At 71.6% G+C, this 17,589-nt stretch carries 12 protein-coding genes; 2 read left to right on the forward strand and 10 right to left on the reverse strand.

Annotation, left to right across the window (positions count from 1 at the left end):
• Positions 1-5: 5 nt before the first annotated feature.
• Together AB0B02_RS06940 and AB0B02_RS06945 are read right to left on the reverse strand one after the other, a co-directional pair.
• The gene (locus AB0B02_RS06940) at positions 6-1,433 is read right to left on the reverse strand and encodes a hypothetical protein (RefSeq protein WP_357297581.1); all 1,428 of its coding nucleotides are present in this window, start codon (positions 1,431-1,433) and stop codon (positions 6-8) included.
• 131 nt (positions 1,434-1,564) lie between these two features.
• The gene (locus AB0B02_RS06945; RefSeq protein WP_357297586.1) at positions 1,565-2,830 is read right to left on the reverse strand and encodes a cyanophycinase; all 1,266 of its coding nucleotides are present in this window, start codon (positions 2,828-2,830) and stop codon (positions 1,565-1,567) included.
• 201 nt (positions 2,831-3,031) lie between these two features.
• Here AB0B02_RS06945 and AB0B02_RS06950 point away from each other — a divergent pair, with 201 nt between their 5' ends.
• Together AB0B02_RS06950 and AB0B02_RS06955 are read left to right on the forward strand one after the other, a co-directional pair.
• Entirely contained in the window at positions 3,032-4,510 is a 1,479-nt protein-coding gene (locus AB0B02_RS06950) for an arabinofuranosidase catalytic domain-containing protein (RefSeq protein WP_281942132.1), read from the forward strand.
• A 64-nt stretch (positions 4,511-4,574) separates the two neighbouring features.
• Entirely contained in the window at positions 4,575-7,331 is a 2,757-nt protein-coding gene (locus tag AB0B02_RS06955; protein WP_357297591.1) for a beta-L-arabinofuranosidase domain-containing protein, read from the forward strand.
• Positions 7,332-7,525: 194 nt separating this feature from the next.
• Here the strand turns inward: AB0B02_RS06955 and AB0B02_RS06960 are convergent, their stop codons facing one another.
• The 8 genes from AB0B02_RS06960 to araB all read right to left on the reverse strand — a co-directional run bounded on the left by AB0B02_RS06960 (position 7,526) and on the right by araB (position 17,531).
• A complete protein-coding gene (locus AB0B02_RS06960) occupies positions 7,526-8,515 on the reverse strand; it encodes a LacI family DNA-binding transcriptional regulator (RefSeq protein ID WP_281942136.1) in 990 nt (329 codons plus the stop codon).
• A gap of 360 nt (positions 8,516-8,875) precedes the next feature.
• The gene (gene araA, locus AB0B02_RS06965; protein ID WP_281942138.1) at positions 8,876-10,378 is read right to left on the reverse strand and encodes an L-arabinose isomerase; all 1,503 of its coding nucleotides are present in this window, start codon (positions 10,376-10,378) and stop codon (positions 8,876-8,878) included.
• Positions 10,379-10,404: 26 nt separating this feature from the next.
• Positions 10,405-11,397 carry a galactofuranose ABC transporter, permease protein YjfF gene (gene yjfF, locus AB0B02_RS06970; protein ID WP_281942140.1) on the reverse strand — a complete coding sequence of 331 codons (993 nt, stop codon included), beginning with the start codon at positions 11,395-11,397 and terminating at the stop codon, positions 10,405-10,407.
• Positions 11,394-12,467, reverse strand: a complete 1,074-nt coding sequence (locus AB0B02_RS06975; protein ID WP_281942142.1) for an ABC transporter permease — start codon at positions 12,465-12,467, stop codon at positions 11,394-11,396. Before AB0B02_RS06975 ends, yjfF begins: the two co-directional genes overlap by 4 nt.
• Complete coding sequence (locus AB0B02_RS06980) at positions 12,464-14,005, reverse strand: sugar ABC transporter ATP-binding protein (RefSeq protein WP_281942144.1); 1,542 nt, start codon at positions 14,003-14,005, stop codon at positions 12,464-12,466. Before AB0B02_RS06980 ends, AB0B02_RS06975 begins: the two co-directional genes overlap by 4 nt.
• Before the next feature lie 74 nt (positions 14,006-14,079).
• Positions 14,080-15,078, reverse strand: coding sequence for an ABC transporter substrate-binding protein (locus AB0B02_RS06985; protein WP_281942146.1), 999 nt, complete (start codon positions 15,076-15,078; stop codon positions 14,080-14,082).
• Between the two features lie 90 nt (positions 15,079-15,168).
• Entirely contained in the window at positions 15,169-15,852 is a 684-nt protein-coding gene (locus AB0B02_RS06990) for an L-ribulose-5-phosphate 4-epimerase (protein WP_199199749.1), read from the reverse strand.
• Positions 15,849-17,531 (reverse strand): ribulokinase, encoded by a 1,683-nt coding sequence (araB, locus tag AB0B02_RS06995; RefSeq protein WP_357297606.1) that lies wholly within the window; start codon positions 17,529-17,531, stop codon positions 15,849-15,851. Before araB ends, AB0B02_RS06990 begins: the two co-directional genes overlap by 4 nt.
• Positions 17,532-17,589 lie beyond the last annotated feature (58 nt).

Here is a 17,589-nt window from a genome sequence, read left to right on the forward strand (position 1 = left end):
TCCGGTCAGGACTTCGTGACCGCGCAGGCGTAGTCGGCGGCGCCGGAGCCGGCGTACGCCTCCAGGTCGAGGTGGTAGGTGGCCGAGCCGGAGGCGGTCCGGGTCAGCGTGACCGACTCGTCCGTCCCGGCGCCGTCGTTCACCGACCGGGTCAACGTGCTGCCGGTGGCGCTGAGCAGGTACAGGTCCGCGTCGTAGGCGGACGGCACCGCGCAGTTGACGGTCAGCGTCTGTCCACTGCCGAGCGTGAGCGAGAAGTAGTCCCGGTCGGCGGTGCTCTTCATGTCCCCGGTGACGGTGGCCGGGTAGGTCAGGCCGGAGATGTCGTTCGCGGCGGTCCGGGAGTCGTTCGGCTCCACCTCGGCGTAGGACGACCCGCCCGACGGCGGCGGGGTGGACGAGCAGTCGGTCACCGGCGTGCCGCTGTAGAGGCTGCTGTCCGGCACGCCGGCGCGCACGCTGCGCAGGTAGTAGCCGCAGGTGGGGCGGTTGGCGAAGTCGTAGCTCTGCCCGTCGGTCAGCTTCCAGATCTTGACGCCGGTGTAGGTGAGCGGCTGCCCGGACACGGCCACCTCGGGCTGGTGGTCGCCGAGCACCACGTACGCGCTCGGGCCGCTGAGCGTGGCCCGGCCGGCCCGGTCGACGTAGAGCGACGCGCCCTCCTCGACGCCGACGCCCCACGCCTTGCCGCCGGCGACCAGCCCGTCCTTGACCGCGCGGGCCACGAACGCGATGGTCCGGCCCATCCGGTCCCGGGTGACGAAGTGCGAGTCGTTGATCGTGCCGGCGTAGTTCGGCCAGCGGAACATGCCGGTGGTGAACGTCAACGACCTGTCGTACGGGTTGGCCAGCGCGGTCGCCGAGGTGGTGCTCGCGGTGCAGGCGTCGTAGACCACGTCGCTGTTGACGTGGTGCCCGGCGCTGCCGCCGCCGACGCCGCCGCCCTTGGCCACCACCGACTCGACCGACGCCTCCAGCGCGGTGCCCTTCCAGGCCACGTAACGGCACTGGTCGCCGCCGGCGAAGTAGACGAACTCGGCGTTGCGGATGTCCGCGTTGACCTGACTGTTGTTGCCGTCCGCGGTGGCGGTCAGGGTGAGCGTGGTGCAGGAGTTGACGCCGGCCAGCGGCGTGATCACGTCGCACTCCGGGGTGCCGGAGCCGGAGCCGGCGACCACCACCACGTCGATCGCGCCGGTGCCGCCGCGGATCGCGTCGACCGCCCTGGTCATGGTGGCGGTGACGATGCCGCCGGAGCCGTTCATGGTGTACGCCGGGCCGGACCAGCTCGCCCGGCTGGCGTCCGTGGCGCTGCCCTGACGTACCCGGGTGACCTGGGCGTGTGCGGCGGTGACGCCGAGCGGGGCGACGGTGAGCAGCGCGGCGGCGGCCGCCGTCACGGCGAGCCGGCGAGAGTTGCGGGAAGGGGACATGGGCACCTCCGAGGGGCCACGAAGCGATGAAACAGAAGTTACATCCATTACGTTCACTGCTCAATAAGTAACTTCTGTTACATGCCGGTGACGGCGGCGCCGAGCACCCGGCCCGACGCCGCCCGCCCGCGTCAGGCCGGTCGGATGCCGACCACCACATCGGTGAACGTGGTGGCCGTCGCGCCGCGCCAGGCCGCGAAGCCGGCGCCCCGGGTCAGCCGCGCCACCCACATCGGGTCCTTCTCGTACGACGTGCCGCCGACCGCCACGCACCCGGCACGAGCGGCCAGACCGTCCTCCACCAGCCCGACCATGGCGTAGTCGTAGAAGACGTCCTCGGACGGCGTCGCGGCGCACGCGCCGGCGGCCGGCCGGACGCGCGACTTGCCCGCGGCCGGCACGAGCCGCCAGTGCGGCGCGTCGTACGCGTCCCCGGCGGTGAGCCGGCTCCACCGCACGCCCTCGATCCCCCACACCCCGCCGTGGTCGGTGACCCGGGCCCGACGCAGGTCCAGCACGCCGACCCCACGCTGCCCGAGCACCCGAAGCGACTGCCGCCGGCCGCCGACGCCGGTCACCTCCAACGCGGTGTTCTCGTCCAGGCCGAACACCCGGTCGTGCCCGGTGTCCGAGGCGAGGCGGATCGACCGCGCCTCCCGCCCCCGGCGGGAGAAGTGCGTGTCGACCAGCCCGGCGGTGAAGAACCCGAACCCGCCGCGCGGCAGGTAGCCGAGCACGTCCGGATCGTCGAAGTAACCCGGCTTCGCACCGTCGCGCAGCCCCGGCTCGGTGGAACCACCGGTGATCATGTCCCGGCCGGCCATGATCTGCGCGCCGGCGCTGGTGCCGGCGACCACCGCGCCGCCCCGCAGCTTGCGCCGGATCGCGGCCAGCGCCGCGCTGTCCCGCTGCGCCGCGCCCCGGGTCATCGTGGTGACGTAGCGGTACTGGTCGCCGCCGCCGAGGAAGAACCCGGTCATCGACTCGATCTGCCGGACCACCGCCGGATCGTCGGCGGCGCCCGGGTGGTCCAGGTCGATCGGGATCCACCGGGCGTCGGCCACCCCGTAGGAACGGAACAGATCGGCGTAGTAGTCGCCGTTGCAGACGCTGTTGTTGCAGTCCGGCGTGCCGGCGTCGGGATCCTCGGCGGGCACCGGCGCGCCCGCGGTGAGGATGCCGATCCGGGCCTTTCCGGGGCCGCCGGCCAGCCGGACGATGTCGTCGTAGATCTCCCGGTTGTCGTCGGCGAGCGCGCCGCCGACCAGCACCAGACTGCCGCCGTGGCGGTGCGGGTGGGACCCGGTGGCGGAGGCCGGGACCGCGGCGACCGGCACACTGAGCACGACCGCCGCGCAGGCGCCGACCCCCAGGGTCAGCAGGCGGTTCAAGGGCATGGTTGCTCCTCACAGAACCGTGAGGGCGGGCCGCGAGCAGAGCGTACGGCATCCGTGCCGCAGCGACAATGTTGAGAGCGCTAACATCGCTTCTCGTTGATCTCTGATGCCAACGAAGCGTTGACAGTCGACTATGTAAACGCCACGCTAAGAGCGATTGTTAGCGTTAACTTGGTCGTCATCTCCGTTGGAGGAGGATCGATGGACCCCACCACCACCCGTCGTCGCCTGGCGGTCGCGCTCGCCCCCCTGGCCCTGCTGGTCGCCGTGACCGCGTCCGTGATCGGCCCGACCGCGTCCCCGGCGCGCGCCGCCGGCACCGGCCCCTGCGACATCTACGCCGCCGGCGGCACGCCCTGCGTGGCCGCGCACAGCACCACCCGCGCGCTCTACGGCGCCTACGCCGGGCCGCTCTACCAGCTGCGCCGCGCGTCCGACAACACCACCCGCGACGTCGCGGCGCTCGCCGCCGGCGACGTCGCGAACGCCGCCACCCAGGACACGTTCTGCGCCAACACGAGCTGCCTGATCAGCGTCATCTACGACCAGTCCGGCCGCGGCAACCACCTGACCCAGGCCCCGCCCGGCGGGTTCTCCGGCCCGGCGGCCGGCGGCTACGACAACCTCGCCGACGCCACACTCGCCCCGGTCACGCTGAACGGCCGCAAGGCGTACGGGGTGTTCGTGGCGCCCGGCACCGGCTACCGGAACAACAGCACCAACGGCATCGCCAAGGGCGACCAACCCGAGGGCATGTACGCCATCTTCGACGGCACCCACTACAACGGCGGCTGCTGCTTCGACTACGGCAACGCCGAGACCAACAGCCGCGACAACGGCAACGGCACCATGGAAGCCATCTACTTCGGCAACATCAAGGTCTGGGGCTACGGCACCGGCAACGGCCCCTGGGTGATGGCGGACCTGGAGAACGGCCTCTTCTCCGGCGTCAATCCCGGCTACAACGCCAACGACCCGTCGGTGAGCCACCGGTTCCTGACCGCGATCGTCAAGGGCGAGCCGAACCACTGGGCCATCCGGGCCGGCAACGCCCAGTCCGGCGCGCTGTCCACGTACTACAACGGGCCCCGTCCCAACGCGCCCGGCTACAACCCGATGAAGAAGGAAGGCGCGATCATCCTCGGCATCGGCGGCGACAACAGCCACGGCTCCGCCGGCACGTTCTACGAGGGCGTGATGACCTCCGGCTACCCGACCGACGCCACCGAGAACGCGGTCCAGGCCAACATCACCGCCGCCGGCTACGCGGCGGCCACCGGCGGCAGCCGGCAGAACGTCGAGATCGTCGGCGGCCAGTCGGGCCGCTGCGTCGACGTGCCGAACGGCAGCACCACCAACGGCACCCAGGTGCAGCTCTGGGACTGCTGGGGCGGCACCATGCAGCGCTGGACCTACACCGCCGCCCGGCAACTCCAGGTGTACGGCAACAAGTGCCTCGACGCCGAGGCGTCCGGGACCACCGCCGGCACCCGGGCCATCATCTGGGACTGCAACGGCCAGGCCAACCAGCAGTGGAACCTCAACGGCAACGGCACCATCAGCAGCGCCCAGTCCGGGCTCTGCCTCGACGCCACCAGCCAGGGCACCGCGAACGGCACCAAGGTCGCGCTCTGGACCTGCAACGGCGGCGCCAACCAGCAGTGGAACCTGCGCAACTGATCCGGCGGCCGGGCGGGCGACGGCCCGCCCGGCCGACCCCGTACTCCCGTCCCGGAGGCTTCGCATGCCCGCTCCCCTCATGAACCGCCGGATGCTCCTGCGCACGACCGGCGCGACCGCCGTCGCGGCCACCGCCGGCGCCGCCGTCGGCTCCCTCACCGGCGGTGGCACGGCCGGCGCGGCACTGGCCCCGGCCCGCCCGGACATCGGCGTCTCCGCGTACGCGTTCGACCCCGGCCAGGTACGGCTGACCGCGAGCCGCTGGCTGGACAACCAGAACCGCACGCTGGCCTACCTGCGTTTCGTCGACGTCAACCGGCTGCTCTACAACTTCCGCGCCAACCACCGGCTCTCCACCGCCGGGGCCGCCACCAACGGTGGCTGGGACGCGCCGAACTTCCCGTTCCGCACCCACATGCAGGGCCACTTCCTGACCGCCTGGGCGCAGGCCTGGGCGGTGACCGGCGACACCACCTGCCGGGACAAGGCGGTCACCATGGTCGCCGAGCTGGCGAAGTGCCAGGCCAACAACGGCGCGGCCGGCTTCAACACCGGTTACCTGTCCGGCTTCGGAGAGTCCGACTTCACCGCGCTGGAGGCCCGGACGCTGAGCAACGGCAACGTGCCGTACTACTGCGTCCACAAGACGCTGGCCGGTCTGCTCGACGTGTGGCGCCTGATCGGCAGCACGCAGGCCCGTGACGTGCTGCTGGCGCTCGCCGGCTGGGTCGACTGGCGCACCGGCCGGCTCACCTCGGCCCAGATGCAGGCCATGCTCGGCACCGAGTTCGGCGGCATGAACGCGGTGCTCACCGACCTCTACCAGCAGACCGGTGACGCCCGGTGGCTGACCACGGCGCAGCGCTTCGACCACGCCGCCGTGTTCAACCCGCTCGCGTCGAATTCCGACCAGCTCAACGGACTGCACGCGAACACCCAGGTGCCGAAGTGGATCGGCGCGGCCCGGGAGTACAAGGCCACCGGCACCACCCGCTACCGCGACATCGCCACCAACGCCTGGAACATCACGGTCGGCGCGCACACGTACGCCATCGGCGGCAACAGCCAGGCCGAGCACTTCCGCGCGCCCAACGCCATCGCCGGCTACCTGCGCAACGACACCTGCGAGGCGTGCAACACCTACAACATGCTCAAGCTGACCCGGGAGCTGTGGCAGCTCGACCCCGACCGGGTCGGATACGTCGACTTCTACGAGCGGGCCCTGCTCAACCACATGATCGGCCAGCAGAACCCGGCCGACAGCCACGGCCACGTCACGTACTTCACCCCGCTGAACCCGGGCGGTCGACGCGGTGTCGGCCCGGCCTGGGGCGGCGGCACCTGGAGCACCGACTACAACTCCTTCTGGTGCTGCCAGGGCACCGGGCTGGAGACCAACACCAACCTCGCCGACGGCATCTACTACCACAACGGCACCACGCTGACCGTCAACCTGTTCCTGCCCTCGGTGCTCACCTGGAGCCAGCGCGGCATCACGGTCACCCAGAGCACCTCGTACCCGGTCTCGGACACCACGACGCTCACCGTCACCGGCTCGGTGGCCGGGTCGTGGACGATGCGGATCCGGATCCCGTCGTGGACCACCGGGGCGACCGTCAGCGTCAACGGCACGGCGCAGGGCATCGCCACCACGCCGGGCAGCTACGCCGTGCTGACCCGCGACTGGGCCGCCGGGGACGTGGTCACGGTCCGCCTGCCGATGCGGGTGACCACGGTGGCCGCCAACGACGACGCGGCGGTCCAGGCGGTCATGTACGGGCCGGTGGTGCTCTCCGGCAACTACGGCAACACCACGCTGAGCGCGCTGCCGACGCTGGACGTCGCCTCGGTCACCCGGACCGGAGGCAGCTCGCTGGCGTTCACCGCCACCGCGAACGGCGCCGCCGTCAACCTCGGACCCTTCTACGACGCGCACGGGTTCAACTACACGGTCTACTGGCGGGCCGGCACGGGCGGCGGCGGTGGCGGCGAGGCGAGCTTCCGGCTGGCCAACGCCGCCAGCGGGCTCGTGCTGGGCATCCAGAACATGTCCACCGCCGACGGCGGGCTCGCCCTCCAGTGGGGCGACACCGGCACCGCCGACCACGACTGGCAGCTCCTGGTCGACGGGTCGGCGCTGAAACTACGCAACGTCAACAGCGGCAAGGTGCTCGGCGTGGAGAACATGTCCACCACCGACAACGCGCGGATCCTCCAGTGGGCCGACAACGGCACCGCCGACCACCTCTGGACCGTGGTCGACGTCGGCGACGGCACCCACAAGCTGCGCAACGTCAACAGCGGCAAGCTGCTCGGCATCTCCGGCGGCTCGACCGCGCAGGGCGCGACGGCGGTGCAGGACCCGGACAACGGCAGCGCGGACAACCAGTGGCGTTTCCTGCCCAACGGCGCCCGTCGGCTCCAGAACCTCGGCAGCGGGCTCGTGCTCGGCGTGCAGGACATGTCCACCGCCGACGGCGGGCTGGTCATCCAGTGGGGCGACTCCGGCACCGCCGACCACCTCTGGACCGCGCTCGTGGACACCGGCGGCTACCTGCGGCTGCGCAACTCGAACAGCGGCAGGGTGCTCGGCGTCGAGGGCGGCTCCACCGCCGCCGGCGCGCGAATCGTCCAGTGGGCCGACAACGGCGCCGCCGACCACCGCTGGCGGCTGCGCCACGGCGGGAACGGCTACTTCCGGATCCAGTGCGCGAACGGCGGTCGGGTGCTCGGCCTGAGCGGCGGCTCCGGCAGCCAGGGGGCACAGGCCGTGCTCGGCGACGATTCCGGCGCCGCGCACCAGCGCTGGCGCTTCGTCTGAGACTCGGGGTACGCGTCGCGGCGCCCCGCCCCGCGTACCTCCGTGGTGACGCCGTCGCCGCCGGGCCGGGCGACCCGGCGGCGACGGCTCCGCCCCGCCGCGCGAGCCGGCTGACCGGACACGCCCGGGGACGCCCGGTCGGCAGCCGCCGACGCCGTCCGGCGAGCGGCGGGGCCGATATGGCCAAGAGCGGTTCAGCGCACCGGGGGCGGGCCGACGCTGCGGCGCGGGACCAGCGTCGGCGCGATGGTCTGTCGCAGCGGCCCGACGCTGGCGGACTCGATCTGGGTCAGCAGCAGATCGAGGCTCGCCCGGGCCACCGCCCCGAAGTCGGGTCGCACGGTGGTCAGCGGCGGGATGAAGTAGGCCGCCTCGGGCACGTCGTCGAAACCGACCACGCTGATGTCGTCCGGCACCCGTCGGCCGTGCTCGTGCAGCGCCCGCAGCACACCGAGCGCCAGGTGGTCGTTGGCGGTGAAGACGGCGGTGACCTCCGGCATCCGGGCCAGCATCTGACCGCACCGGTAACCCGCCGCGGCCGACCAGTCCGCCGGGACCAGCGGCGGCACCTCGGCGCCGGCGAGCCGCAGCGCCTCGCGCCAGCCCTCGATCCGGCCGGCGCTGTCGAACCAGTCCGACGGGCCGGACACGTGCCAGACCGTCCGGTGCCCGGCGTCGAGCAGGTGCTGGGTGGCGGCCCGGGCACCGGCCACCTGGTCCACCGTCACCAGCGGGATCGGCCGACGCGGATCACCGTCGACGGTCACCAGCGGCACGTCGTGGGGCAGCCGTTCCAGTGCCTCGCCGGCCGACTCGACCGGCGCGATCACCACGATGCCGGCCACCCGGTGCGCGAGGTGACGCTCCACCGCGGCCGAGATGGACCGGTGGTCGAGGTCGCTGACGCTGCCCACGCTGACCGCGAAGCCGGCCTCGGCGGCGGTCTGCTCCAGCGCGGCCAGCAGCGAGGCCGGGCCGTAGAGCGTGGTGTTCTGCGCGACCACGCCGATCACCTGGGACCGGCCGGTGACCAGCGCGCGGGCCGCGCGGTTGGGTCGGTAGCCGAGTTCGGTGATCGCCGCCTGGACCCGTAGTCGGGTCTGCTCCCGCACATTGGGATGCCCGTTCAGCACCCGGGAGACCGTCTGGTGCGAGACGCCGGCGAGGCGTGCCACGTCCGTCATCGCAGGACCGCGCACGGCCACCTCACTTTCGCCACTGCCCACGTGGCCGCACCGGGTCGACGTCGACCGGGCCGGCCCGGGTGGCGACAGTCTACGCCAGTTGTCCCACCGGTCACGGTACGGTCGATCCACCGTTCGCGTCATCCTGTCGGATTATCGGAGAATTGACGACGAGCCCATTCCCCATTCGTGGCGACCACGGGGAAGCCGCAGCTCCGGACCGGTCGAAGGACCGGGGTGGGGCATTTCCGGCGAGTGCCGGCACCCCACCCCGGGCAATTCTCCGGCGCGTCAGGGGCGGAAATGGTGACCCGCGTCACGGCGACCGAACCGGTTTCCGGTGCAGAACTGCCGGCGCGATCAGAATCCGCGGGCGAGCCGGTAGTACGCCTGGTTCCAGCGCAACTCGTCGGCGAAGCGGTGCGCCTCGGTGTCGCCGTCGATGACCACCAGCTCGGTACGCGTCATCGCGGCCAGGTCGCGCAGCTCCTCCACGCCCACCGCCTGGGAGAGCACGGTGTGGTGCGGCGCGCCCGCCGTGATCCACGCCTCCGCCGAACCGGACAGGTCCGGCCGGGGCCGCCAGACCGCGCGGGCCACCGGCAGCCGGCGCAACGGCTGCGGCGGCGGCACCACGTCGACCACGTTGGCCACCAGCCGGAACCGCTCCCCCATGTCGGCCATGCCGAGCACCACGGCCGGGCCGGACGCCGCGTTGAAGACCAGTCGGACCGGGTCCTCCCGCCCACCGATGCCGAGCGGGTGCACCTCCGCCGTCGGCACGTCGGCGGCGATGCTCGGGCACACCTCCAGCATGTGCGCGCCGAGCACCAGCTCGTGCCCGAACGTCAGGTCGTAGGTGTAGTCCTCCATGAAGGACGTGCCGCCCGCCACGCCGACGGCCATCGCCTTCAGCGTCCGGACCAGCACGGAGGTCTTCCAGTCCCCTTCCCCGCCGAAGCCGTACCCGTCGGCCATCAGCCGCTGCACCGCGATGCCGGGGAGCTGACGTAGGCCGCCCAGGTCCTCGAAGTTCGTGGTGAACGCGCGGAAGCCACCGGTGTCCAGGAACGTGCGCAGACCCAGCTCCTGGCGGGCGGCGTACCGCAGCGCGTCGTGCCGCTCGCCGCCGGGACGCAGCGCCGCGTCCACCCGGTAGGTGTCGTCGTACTCCTTGACCAGGTCGTCCACCTGCGCGTCGGCGACCTGGTCGACCGCGTCGACCAGGTCGTTGACGCCGTAGGTATTGACCGAGACGCCGAACCGCAGCTCCGCCTCGACCTTGTCCCCCTCGGTCACCGCGACGTCGCGCATGTTGTCGCCGAACCGGGCCAGGCGCAGCGTTTGCATCGACGACCGGCCGACCGCCGCGCGGGCCCAGGCCGCCACCCGGCCGACCACCCGCGGGTCGGTGACGTGGCCGGCGATCGTCTTGCGGGCCACCCCGAGCCGGGTCTGGATGTACCCGAACTCGCGGTCGCCGTGCGCGGCCTGGTTCAGGTTCATGAAGTCCATGTCGATGGTGTCCCACGGCAGCGCCACGTTGGCCTGCGTGTGCAGGTGCAGCAGCGGCGTCTGCAGCGCGTCCAGCCCGGCGATCCACATCTTCGCCGGCGAGAACGTGTGCATCCAGGCGATCACCCCGACCGCGCCCTGCACGGCCGCGTCCCGGCACACGGCCAGGATGTCCGCGCTGGAGGTCAGGACCGGCTTCCAGCACACCCGGACCGGGATGTCCGGCGAGGCGTCCAAGCGGGCGGCGATCTCCCGGGACTGGTCGGCGACCTGCCGGAGCGTGTCCTCGCCGTAGAGGCCCTGGCTGCCGGTGAGGAACCAGACCTCGGGCTGGGGGTGAGTTGCCATGTTGTTGCCTTCCGCGCTAGGAGCCGTCACTTGAACCGGATGCCGATGAGGCGCTGGAGGAGGATGAACGCGAAGAGCAGCCCGCCGATCACGATCTTCGTCCACCAGGAGTTGAGGCTGCCGTCGAACGTGATCAGCGTCTGGATGACGCCGAGCACCAGCACGCCGAGGACGGTGCCGAAGACGTAGCCGGACCCGCCGGTGAGCACGGTCCCGCCGATCACCACCGCGGCGATCACGTCCAACTCCATGCCGATGCCGATCAGCGGCGCGCCGGAGAGCGTGTAGAACGACAGCAGGATGCCACCGATCGCCGAGCACAGCCCGCTGATGGTGTAGACGGCGATCCGGGTGCGCCCGACCGGCAGGCCCATCAGCAACGCCGACTGCGCGTTGCCGCCGACCGCGTACACGTTGCGGCCGAACCGGGTGTACGCCAGCACGTACGCGGCCACCAGGACCACCGCGAACGCGATCAGCACACTGATCGACACGAAGTTCCCGGCCGGATTGCCGATGCGCTCCTGGGACATGCCGGTCCAGAAGCCGTCGGTGATGGAGATCGAGGCGCCGCTGATGAACGTGCACATGCCCCGGGCGAAGAACATCCCGGCGAGCGTGACGATGAACGGCTGGATGTCGAAGAAGTGGATCGCGCAGCCCATCAGGAACCCCAGCGTCGGGCCGATGAGCAACGCGATGACGAGCACCAGGGCCGCCGGCATCCCGTCGCGCAGCAGCGCGGCCGACACCATCGTGGTCATCGCCACCACCGAACCGACGGACAGGTCGATGCCGCCGGTGAGGATCACGAACGTCATGCCGACCGCGACCACGAGAAGGAAACCGTTATCGATGAAGACGTTGAAGACCACCTGGACGTTGGAGAAGGCGCGGTACTGCGACACCCCGATGCCGTACATGACCAGCAGCAATGCGAGTGTGGCCAGCACCGGGACGTGTCGCCGGGGCAGGCTGGGCCGCCAGGACCGGACGGTGGACAACGACGTGCTGGTCATGCCGGCACCTGCTCCTTCTCCCGCTGCGGCGTGGCCGGACCGGGCTCGACGCCGCGCCGGCGCCGCCACCGGAACCGGGCCCGGAAGGCAGGGGCCTGGATCAGGCAGACGGCGATCACGACGACGGCCTTGAACAGCAGCGACGTCTGCGGCGAGATGTTCATGGCGTACACGGTGGTGGTCAGGGTCTGGATGATCAGCGCACCGAGGACGGTGCCGCCCAGCGAGAACCGGCCGCCGGCCAGCGAGGTGCCGCCGATCACCACCGCGAGGATCGCGTCGAGTTCGATCCAGAGCCCGGCGGCGTTGCCGTCCGCGCTGGACACGTTCGCGGTGACCATGAAGCCGGCGATCGCGGCGCACGCGGCGCTGACCACGTAGACGAGGAAGACGATGCGTCGGGACCGGATGCCGGCCAACCGGCTGGCCTCGGCGTTGCCGCCGACCGACTCCACGATCAGCCCGAGCGCGGTACGCCGGGTGAACGCGGCCACCAGCAGCGCCGCGGCGAGCGCGATCAGGATGGCCAGCGGCAGCGTCAGGACGTGCCCGACCCCGATGGCCCGGTAGGGCTCGGAGTTGATCGTGAGGATCTGCCCCTCGGTGACGAGCTGGGCGATACCCCGACCGGCCACCATGAGGATCAACGTGGCGATGATGGGCTGGATGCCGATCACCGCGACCAGCACCCCGTTCCACGCGCCGAGCACCAGCGCGACGCCGAACGCCAGGGCGAGCGCGGTGAGCACGGTGGACAGGCTGTTCGGGTCGGCCGACTCGCTGATGTGCAGGCAGGCGATCGCGCCGCTGATGGCGCAGAGCGAGCCGACGGACAGGTCGATGCCGCCGGTGGCGATGACCAGGGTCATGCCGAGCGCGACGAGGATCAGCGGCGCGCTCAACCGGAGAATGTCGATCGGGGTGCCGTACAGGTGGCCGCTCTTGACCTCCACGGCGAGGAAGCCGGGCCGGTAGACGGTGTTCGCGGCGAGCATCACCACGAGCACCAGGACCGGCCAGAACAGGCGGTGCCCGGTCAGCGGGCGGAGGCGTTCGGTGACGGTGTTCATCGGTTCACCTCCTCCCGGGGGGTTCCGCTGGCGATGGTGCGCATGACGCGGTCGGCGTCGAGCGAGCTGTCGTTGTCGAGCTGGGCGACCATCTCGCGGTCCCGCATGACCGCGACCCGGTGGCTCAGGCGCAGCACCTCCTCCAGCTCGGCGGAGATGAACAGCACCGCCATGCCGCCGTCGGAGAGCTGCACCACCAGCTTCTGGATCTCGGCCTTGGCGCCGATGTCGATGCCGCGGGTGGGTTCGTCGAGGATGAGCAGGCGCGGCTCGGTGATGAGCCAGCGTGCCAGCAGCACCTTCTGCTGGTTGCCGCCGGACAGGTTGCGCACCGGCAGCTCCGGGTTCGCCGGCCGGATGCTGAGCGCCTGGACGTACTTCTGGACCAGCTCCTCCTGCCGGCGGCGCGGGATCGGGCGGAGCCAGCCGCGCGCGGCCTGCATCGCCAGCATCATGTTCTCCCGGACCGACAGCTCCGGGACGATGCCCTCCGCGCGGCGGTTCTCCGAGCAGAAGCCGATGCCCCGGTCGATGGCCTGGATCGGGGTACGCAGCGGCGCCCGGCCGCCGTCGACGAGGACCTGACCGTGGTCGGCGCGGTCGGCGCCGAAGATCAGCCGGGCCACCTCGGTGCGGCCGGAGCCGAGCAGACCGGCCAGGCCGACCACCTCACCGGCGTGGATGCGCAGGCTGAACGGGGCGACCGCCCCGCGCCGGCCCAGCTCCGTGGCGTCCACCAGCGGAGCTCGCCCGTCCGGCGCGACGGTGGCGCGTTTCTGCTGCTCGTCGAGCCGTTCCAGCACGTCCAGCTCCTGGCCGATCATCTTCTCCACCAGGCTGAACTGGGGCAACTCCTCGGTGCGGTACTCCCCCACCAGGGTGCCGTTGCGCAGCACCGTGATGCGGTCGGCGATGCCGTAGACCTGGTCCAGGAAGTGCGTCACGAACAGGATCGCGATCCCCTCGTCCCGGAGCTGGCGCATGATCCGAAAGAGCTGGGCGACCTCGCCGGCGTCCAGGCTGGAGGTCGGTTCGTCGAGGATGAGCACCCGGGCCCGCACGTCGATCGCCCGGGCGATGGCGACCATCTGCTGCACGGCGAGCGAGTACGTCCCGAGCGGCGCGGCGACGTCCAGGTCGAGGTCGAGCCGGGCCAGGAGCGCCCGGGCCCGGCGACGCGTCTCGCCCCAGCGCACGGCGCCCAGCCGGCGGGGCTCCCGGCCGATGAAGATGTTCTCCGCCACCGACAGGTTCGTGCAGAGGTTGATCTCCTGGTAGACGGTGCTGACGCCGGCCGCGGCGGCCTGCATCGGGCCGGAGAAGGACACCTGCTCACCGGCGAGCGTGACGGAGCCGGCATCGGTGCCGTAGACGCCGGTCAACACCTTGATCAGGGTCGACTTGCCGGCGCCGTTCTCGCCCATGAGGGCGTGGACCTCGCCCGGGAACAGCCGGAAGTCGACGTCGTGGAGCGCGCGCACCCCGGGGAAGGTCTTGCTGATTCCGGTCATGGTCAGGACCGGACGGTCACCCGTCATGCCATCGGACCTCTTCTGAAACGGTGGTGGCACGGGGGTCGCCGTCGGTGCGACGGCGACCCCCGGTGTGGGGCTCAGTACTTGCGGTTGGGCAGCGCTTCCTTCGCCTTCTCCTGCGTGAAGGTGGTCTCCTCGGTCTCGATCCGGGGCGGCACCTCCTCGCCGGCCTTGACCTTCTTGGCCAGGTCCATCAGCTGCGGGCCGAGCAGCGGGCTGCACTCGGCGATGAAGTTGAACTTGCCGTCCGCGAGCGCCTGCATGCCGTCCTTCACCGCGTCCACGGTGATGATGGTGATGTCCTTGCCGGGCACCTTGCCGGCCGCGGTGATCGCCTCGAGCGCGCCCAGGCCCATGTCGTCGTTGTGCGCGAAGAGCACGTCGATCTTCGGGTTGGCCTTGAGGAACTGCTCCATGACCTGCTTGCCGCCGGCGCGGGTGAAGTCACCGGACTGCGACGCGACGATCTTCAGGTTGGGGTTGGCCGCGATGGCCTCGCCGAAGCCCTTCTTCCGGTCGTTCGCCGGCGCCGAGCCGGTCGTGCCCTGCAGCTCGACGATGTTGACCGGACCGGTGGCCGCCTTCTTCTGCTCCACCAGCCACTCACCGGCGAGTCGGCCCTCCTTGACGAAGTCCGAGCCGAGGAACGTCTTGTAGAGCGACTTGTCGGCCGAGTCGACCGCGCGGTCGGTCAGGATCACCGGGATCTTGGCGTCCTTGGCCTCCTTGAGCACGGTGTCCCAACCGGACTCCACCACCGGCGAGAAGGCGATGACGTCGACCTTCTGCTGGATGAAGTTCCGGATCGCCTTGATCTGGTTCTCCTGCTTCTGCTGCGCGTCGTCGAACTTCAGCTCGATGCCGGCCTGACCCGCCGCCTCCTTGATCGAGGTGGTGTTGGCGGTCCGCCAACCGCTCTCCGCGCCGACCTGGGAGAAGCCCAGGACGAGCTTGTCACTGCCGCCGCTGCCGGAATCGCCGCCGGTGTCGCTGTTGCCGCACGCGACCATGCCGCCGGCGAGCAGCACACCGGTCAGGACCGCGATCACCGTACGGGCCGTACTCCTGGTTCGCATTGTTCTCCTCGGGGTGGGGTGATCCGGGCGCGCGACCGGCGGGCCGGGGCGACCGGTTGTGGTGGTGGGATGAGGTGGTGCTGGTCCGGGTCACCCGGCGGGCGGGCGCTGGCCGTACACGTTCTGGTAGCGGTCGTGGAGCGAGTCGACGTCGGCCGACGCGATCGGCAGCGGCGGCCCGAGCGCGCGGGCCAGGTGCGCGGTGCGGGCGACGTCCTCGCACATCACCGCCGCCTTGACCGCCGCGCGGGCGTCCCTGCCGATGCTGAACACGCCGTGGTTGCGCATGAGCACCGCGGGCGAACGGTGCCCGGACAGCGTGCTGACGATGCCCTTGCCGATGTCGTCGCCGCCGATCAGCGCGAACGGACCGACCGGGATCTCGCCGCCGAACTCGTCGGCCTGCGCGGTCAACCAGCACGGGATCGCCTCGCCCCGGGCCGCCCAGGCGGTGGCGTAGCCGCTGTGCGTGTGCACCACGCCGCCGACCTCGGGCATCGCGCGGTAGACGTAGGCGTGCGCGGCGGTGTCGCTCGACGGCGAGCCGGCACCGTCGACCACGACCCCGTTGAGGTCGCAGACCACCATGGTGTCGGCGGTCAGGTCGTCGTAGTCCACGCCGCTCGGCTTGATCACCATCAGGTCCTGGCCGGGGACGCGCGCCGAGACGTTGCCGGCCGTCCAGGCCACCAGGCGGTAGCGGGTCAGCTCGCCGTGCAGGCGGGCCACCGTCTCGCGGAGCGCGGTGACCTGCCGGGCGATGTCGGGGTTCATCCGACCACCTCCAGGGCCGGGTCGGCGGGCGTCACGGCGGCGTCCACCGCCGCGTTCCGGATCGCCCGCAGGCGGAGCATGACGTCGTTCGCGCCGCGGCCGAAGTGGTCGTGCAGCGCCCGGTACTCGGCGTAGAGCGCGTCGTACGCCCGCACGTTCTCCGGGATCGGCCGGTAGACGGCCTCGTCCACCCGCCCCATGGCCGCCGACGCCTCGTGGATCGACGGGTAAGCCCCCGCGGCGACCGCCGCGTGGATGGCCGACCCGAGCGCCGGCCCCTGGGCGGAGCCGATGATGCCCAGCGGCCGGTTGGTGACGTCGGCGTAGATCTGCATCAGCAGGCGGTTCGAGGTGAGCCCGCCGGCCACCACCAGGTCGTCGACCGGCACGCCCGCCTCGGCGAACGCCTCGACGATCATCCGGGTGCCGTACGCGGTGGCCTCCAGCAGCGCGCGGTAGACGTCCGCCGGCCGGGTGGCCAGCGTCAGCCCGACGACCAGCCCGCTGAGGTCGTGGTTGACCAGCAGCGAGCGGTTGCCGTTCCACCAGTCCAGCGCCACCAGCCCGTGTGCGCCGACCGGCTGGGCGGCGGCCAGCTCGGTGAGCCGCTCGTGCGAGTCGAGGCCGGCCGGGGCGGCGTGCCGCACGAACCAGCCGAAGATGTCCCCCACGCCGCTCTGCCCGGCCTCGAAGCCCCAGGCGCCCGGGCTGATGCCGCCGTCGACCACGCCGCACATGCCGGGGACCTCGGCGGGGTGGGTGCCGTTGAGCACGTGGCAGGTGGAGGTGCCCATGATCGCCACCAGTCGGCCCGGGCGCAGCGCCTGCGCGGACGCGGCGGTGACGTGCGCGTCGACGTTGCCGACCGCGACCGCGATGCCCTCCGGCAGCCCGGTCCAGGCGGCGGCGCGGGCGCTCAGCACGCCGGCCCGGTCGCCCAGCGGCAGCAGCGGGCCGTCCAGCTTGGCCACGAAGTCGGGGAAGCCGGGGTCGAGCGCGGCGAGGTACTCCGGCGACGGGTAGCGGCCGTCCTGCCGGATGCCCTTGTAACCGGCGGTGCAGGCGTTGCGCGTCTGGACGCCGCACAGCTCCCAGACGATCCAGTCGGCCGCCTCGATGAAGCGCTCGGCCCGCCGGTAGACCTCGGGGTCCTCGGCCAGGATCTGCAACCCCTTGGCGAACTGCCACTCGGCGGAGATCTTGCCGCCGTAGCGGCCGATCCACGGCTCGCCGCGCTCGTGGGCGAGGGCGTTGATCCGGTCGGCCTGCGGCTGCGCGGCGTGGTGCTTCCACAGCTTGACCCAGGCGTGCGGCCGGTGGCGCAGCTCCGGGACCTCGCACAGCGGCGTGCCGTCGGCGAGCGTCGGCAGCACGGTGCAGGCGGTGAAGTCGGTGCCGATGCCGACCACCCGGGCCGGGTCCACCCCGGCGGCGGCCAGCGCGGCCGGCACCGCCTCGCGCAGCACGTCGCGGTAGTCGTCCGGGTCCTGCAGGGCCCAGTCCGGGGGCAGCGCCGGGCCGCCGTCGGGCAGGGCCGTCTCGATCACCCCGTGCCGGTACTCGTGCACCGCGGTGCCGAGTTCGGCGCCGTCCCGGACCCGCACCACGAGCGCCCGCCCGGACAGCGTGCCGAAATCGACCCCGACCACGTACCGGTCGGTCGCCTCCACGTCGCTCATCTACACCTCCACCGCGTCACGGAGTTAGTGTTAGCGCTCACATATACATCCGTCAAGA

The sequence above is a fragment of the Micromonospora sp. NPDC049240 genome (genome assembly GCF_040647835.1).
In the GTDB taxonomy this organism is placed as follows: Bacteria; Actinomycetota; Actinomycetes; order Mycobacteriales; family Micromonosporaceae; genus Micromonospora.

Coding starts and splice junctions, on each gene's coding strand:
- AB0B02_RS06940 (WP_357297581.1), bottom strand. CDS start 1,433: ATGTCCCCTTCCCGCAACTCTCGCCGGCTCGCCGTGACGGCGGCCGCC.
- AB0B02_RS06945 (WP_357297586.1), bottom strand. CDS start 2,830: ATGCCCTTGAACCGCCTGCTGACCCTGGGGGTCGGCGCCTGCGCGGCG.
- AB0B02_RS06950 (WP_281942132.1), top strand. CDS start 3,032: ATGGACCCCACCACCACCCGTCGTCGCCTGGCGGTCGCGCTCGCCCCC.
- AB0B02_RS06955 (WP_357297591.1), top strand. CDS start 4,575: ATGCCCGCTCCCCTCATGAACCGCCGGATGCTCCTGCGCACGACCGGC.
- AB0B02_RS06960 (WP_281942136.1), bottom strand. CDS start 8,515: ATGACGGACGTGGCACGCCTCGCCGGCGTCTCGCACCAGACGGTCTCC.
- araA (WP_281942138.1), bottom strand. CDS start 10,378: ATGGCAACTCACCCCCAGCCCGAGGTCTGGTTCCTCACCGGCAGCCAG.
- yjfF (WP_281942140.1), bottom strand. CDS start 11,397: ATGACCAGCACGTCGTTGTCCACCGTCCGGTCCTGGCGGCCCAGCCTG.
- AB0B02_RS06975 (WP_281942142.1), bottom strand. CDS start 12,467: ATGAACACCGTCACCGAACGCCTCCGCCCGCTGACCGGGCACCGCCTG.
- AB0B02_RS06980 (WP_281942144.1), bottom strand. CDS start 14,005: ATGACGGGTGACCGTCCGGTCCTGACCATGACCGGAATCAGCAAGACC.
- AB0B02_RS06985 (WP_281942146.1), bottom strand. CDS start 15,078: ATGCGAACCAGGAGTACGGCCCGTACGGTGATCGCGGTCCTGACCGGT.
- AB0B02_RS06990 (WP_199199749.1), bottom strand. CDS start 15,852: ATGAACCCCGACATCGCCCGGCAGGTCACCGCGCTCCGCGAGACGGTG.
- araB (WP_357297606.1), bottom strand. CDS start 17,531: ATGAGCGACGTGGAGGCGACCGACCGGTACGTGGTCGGGGTCGATTTC.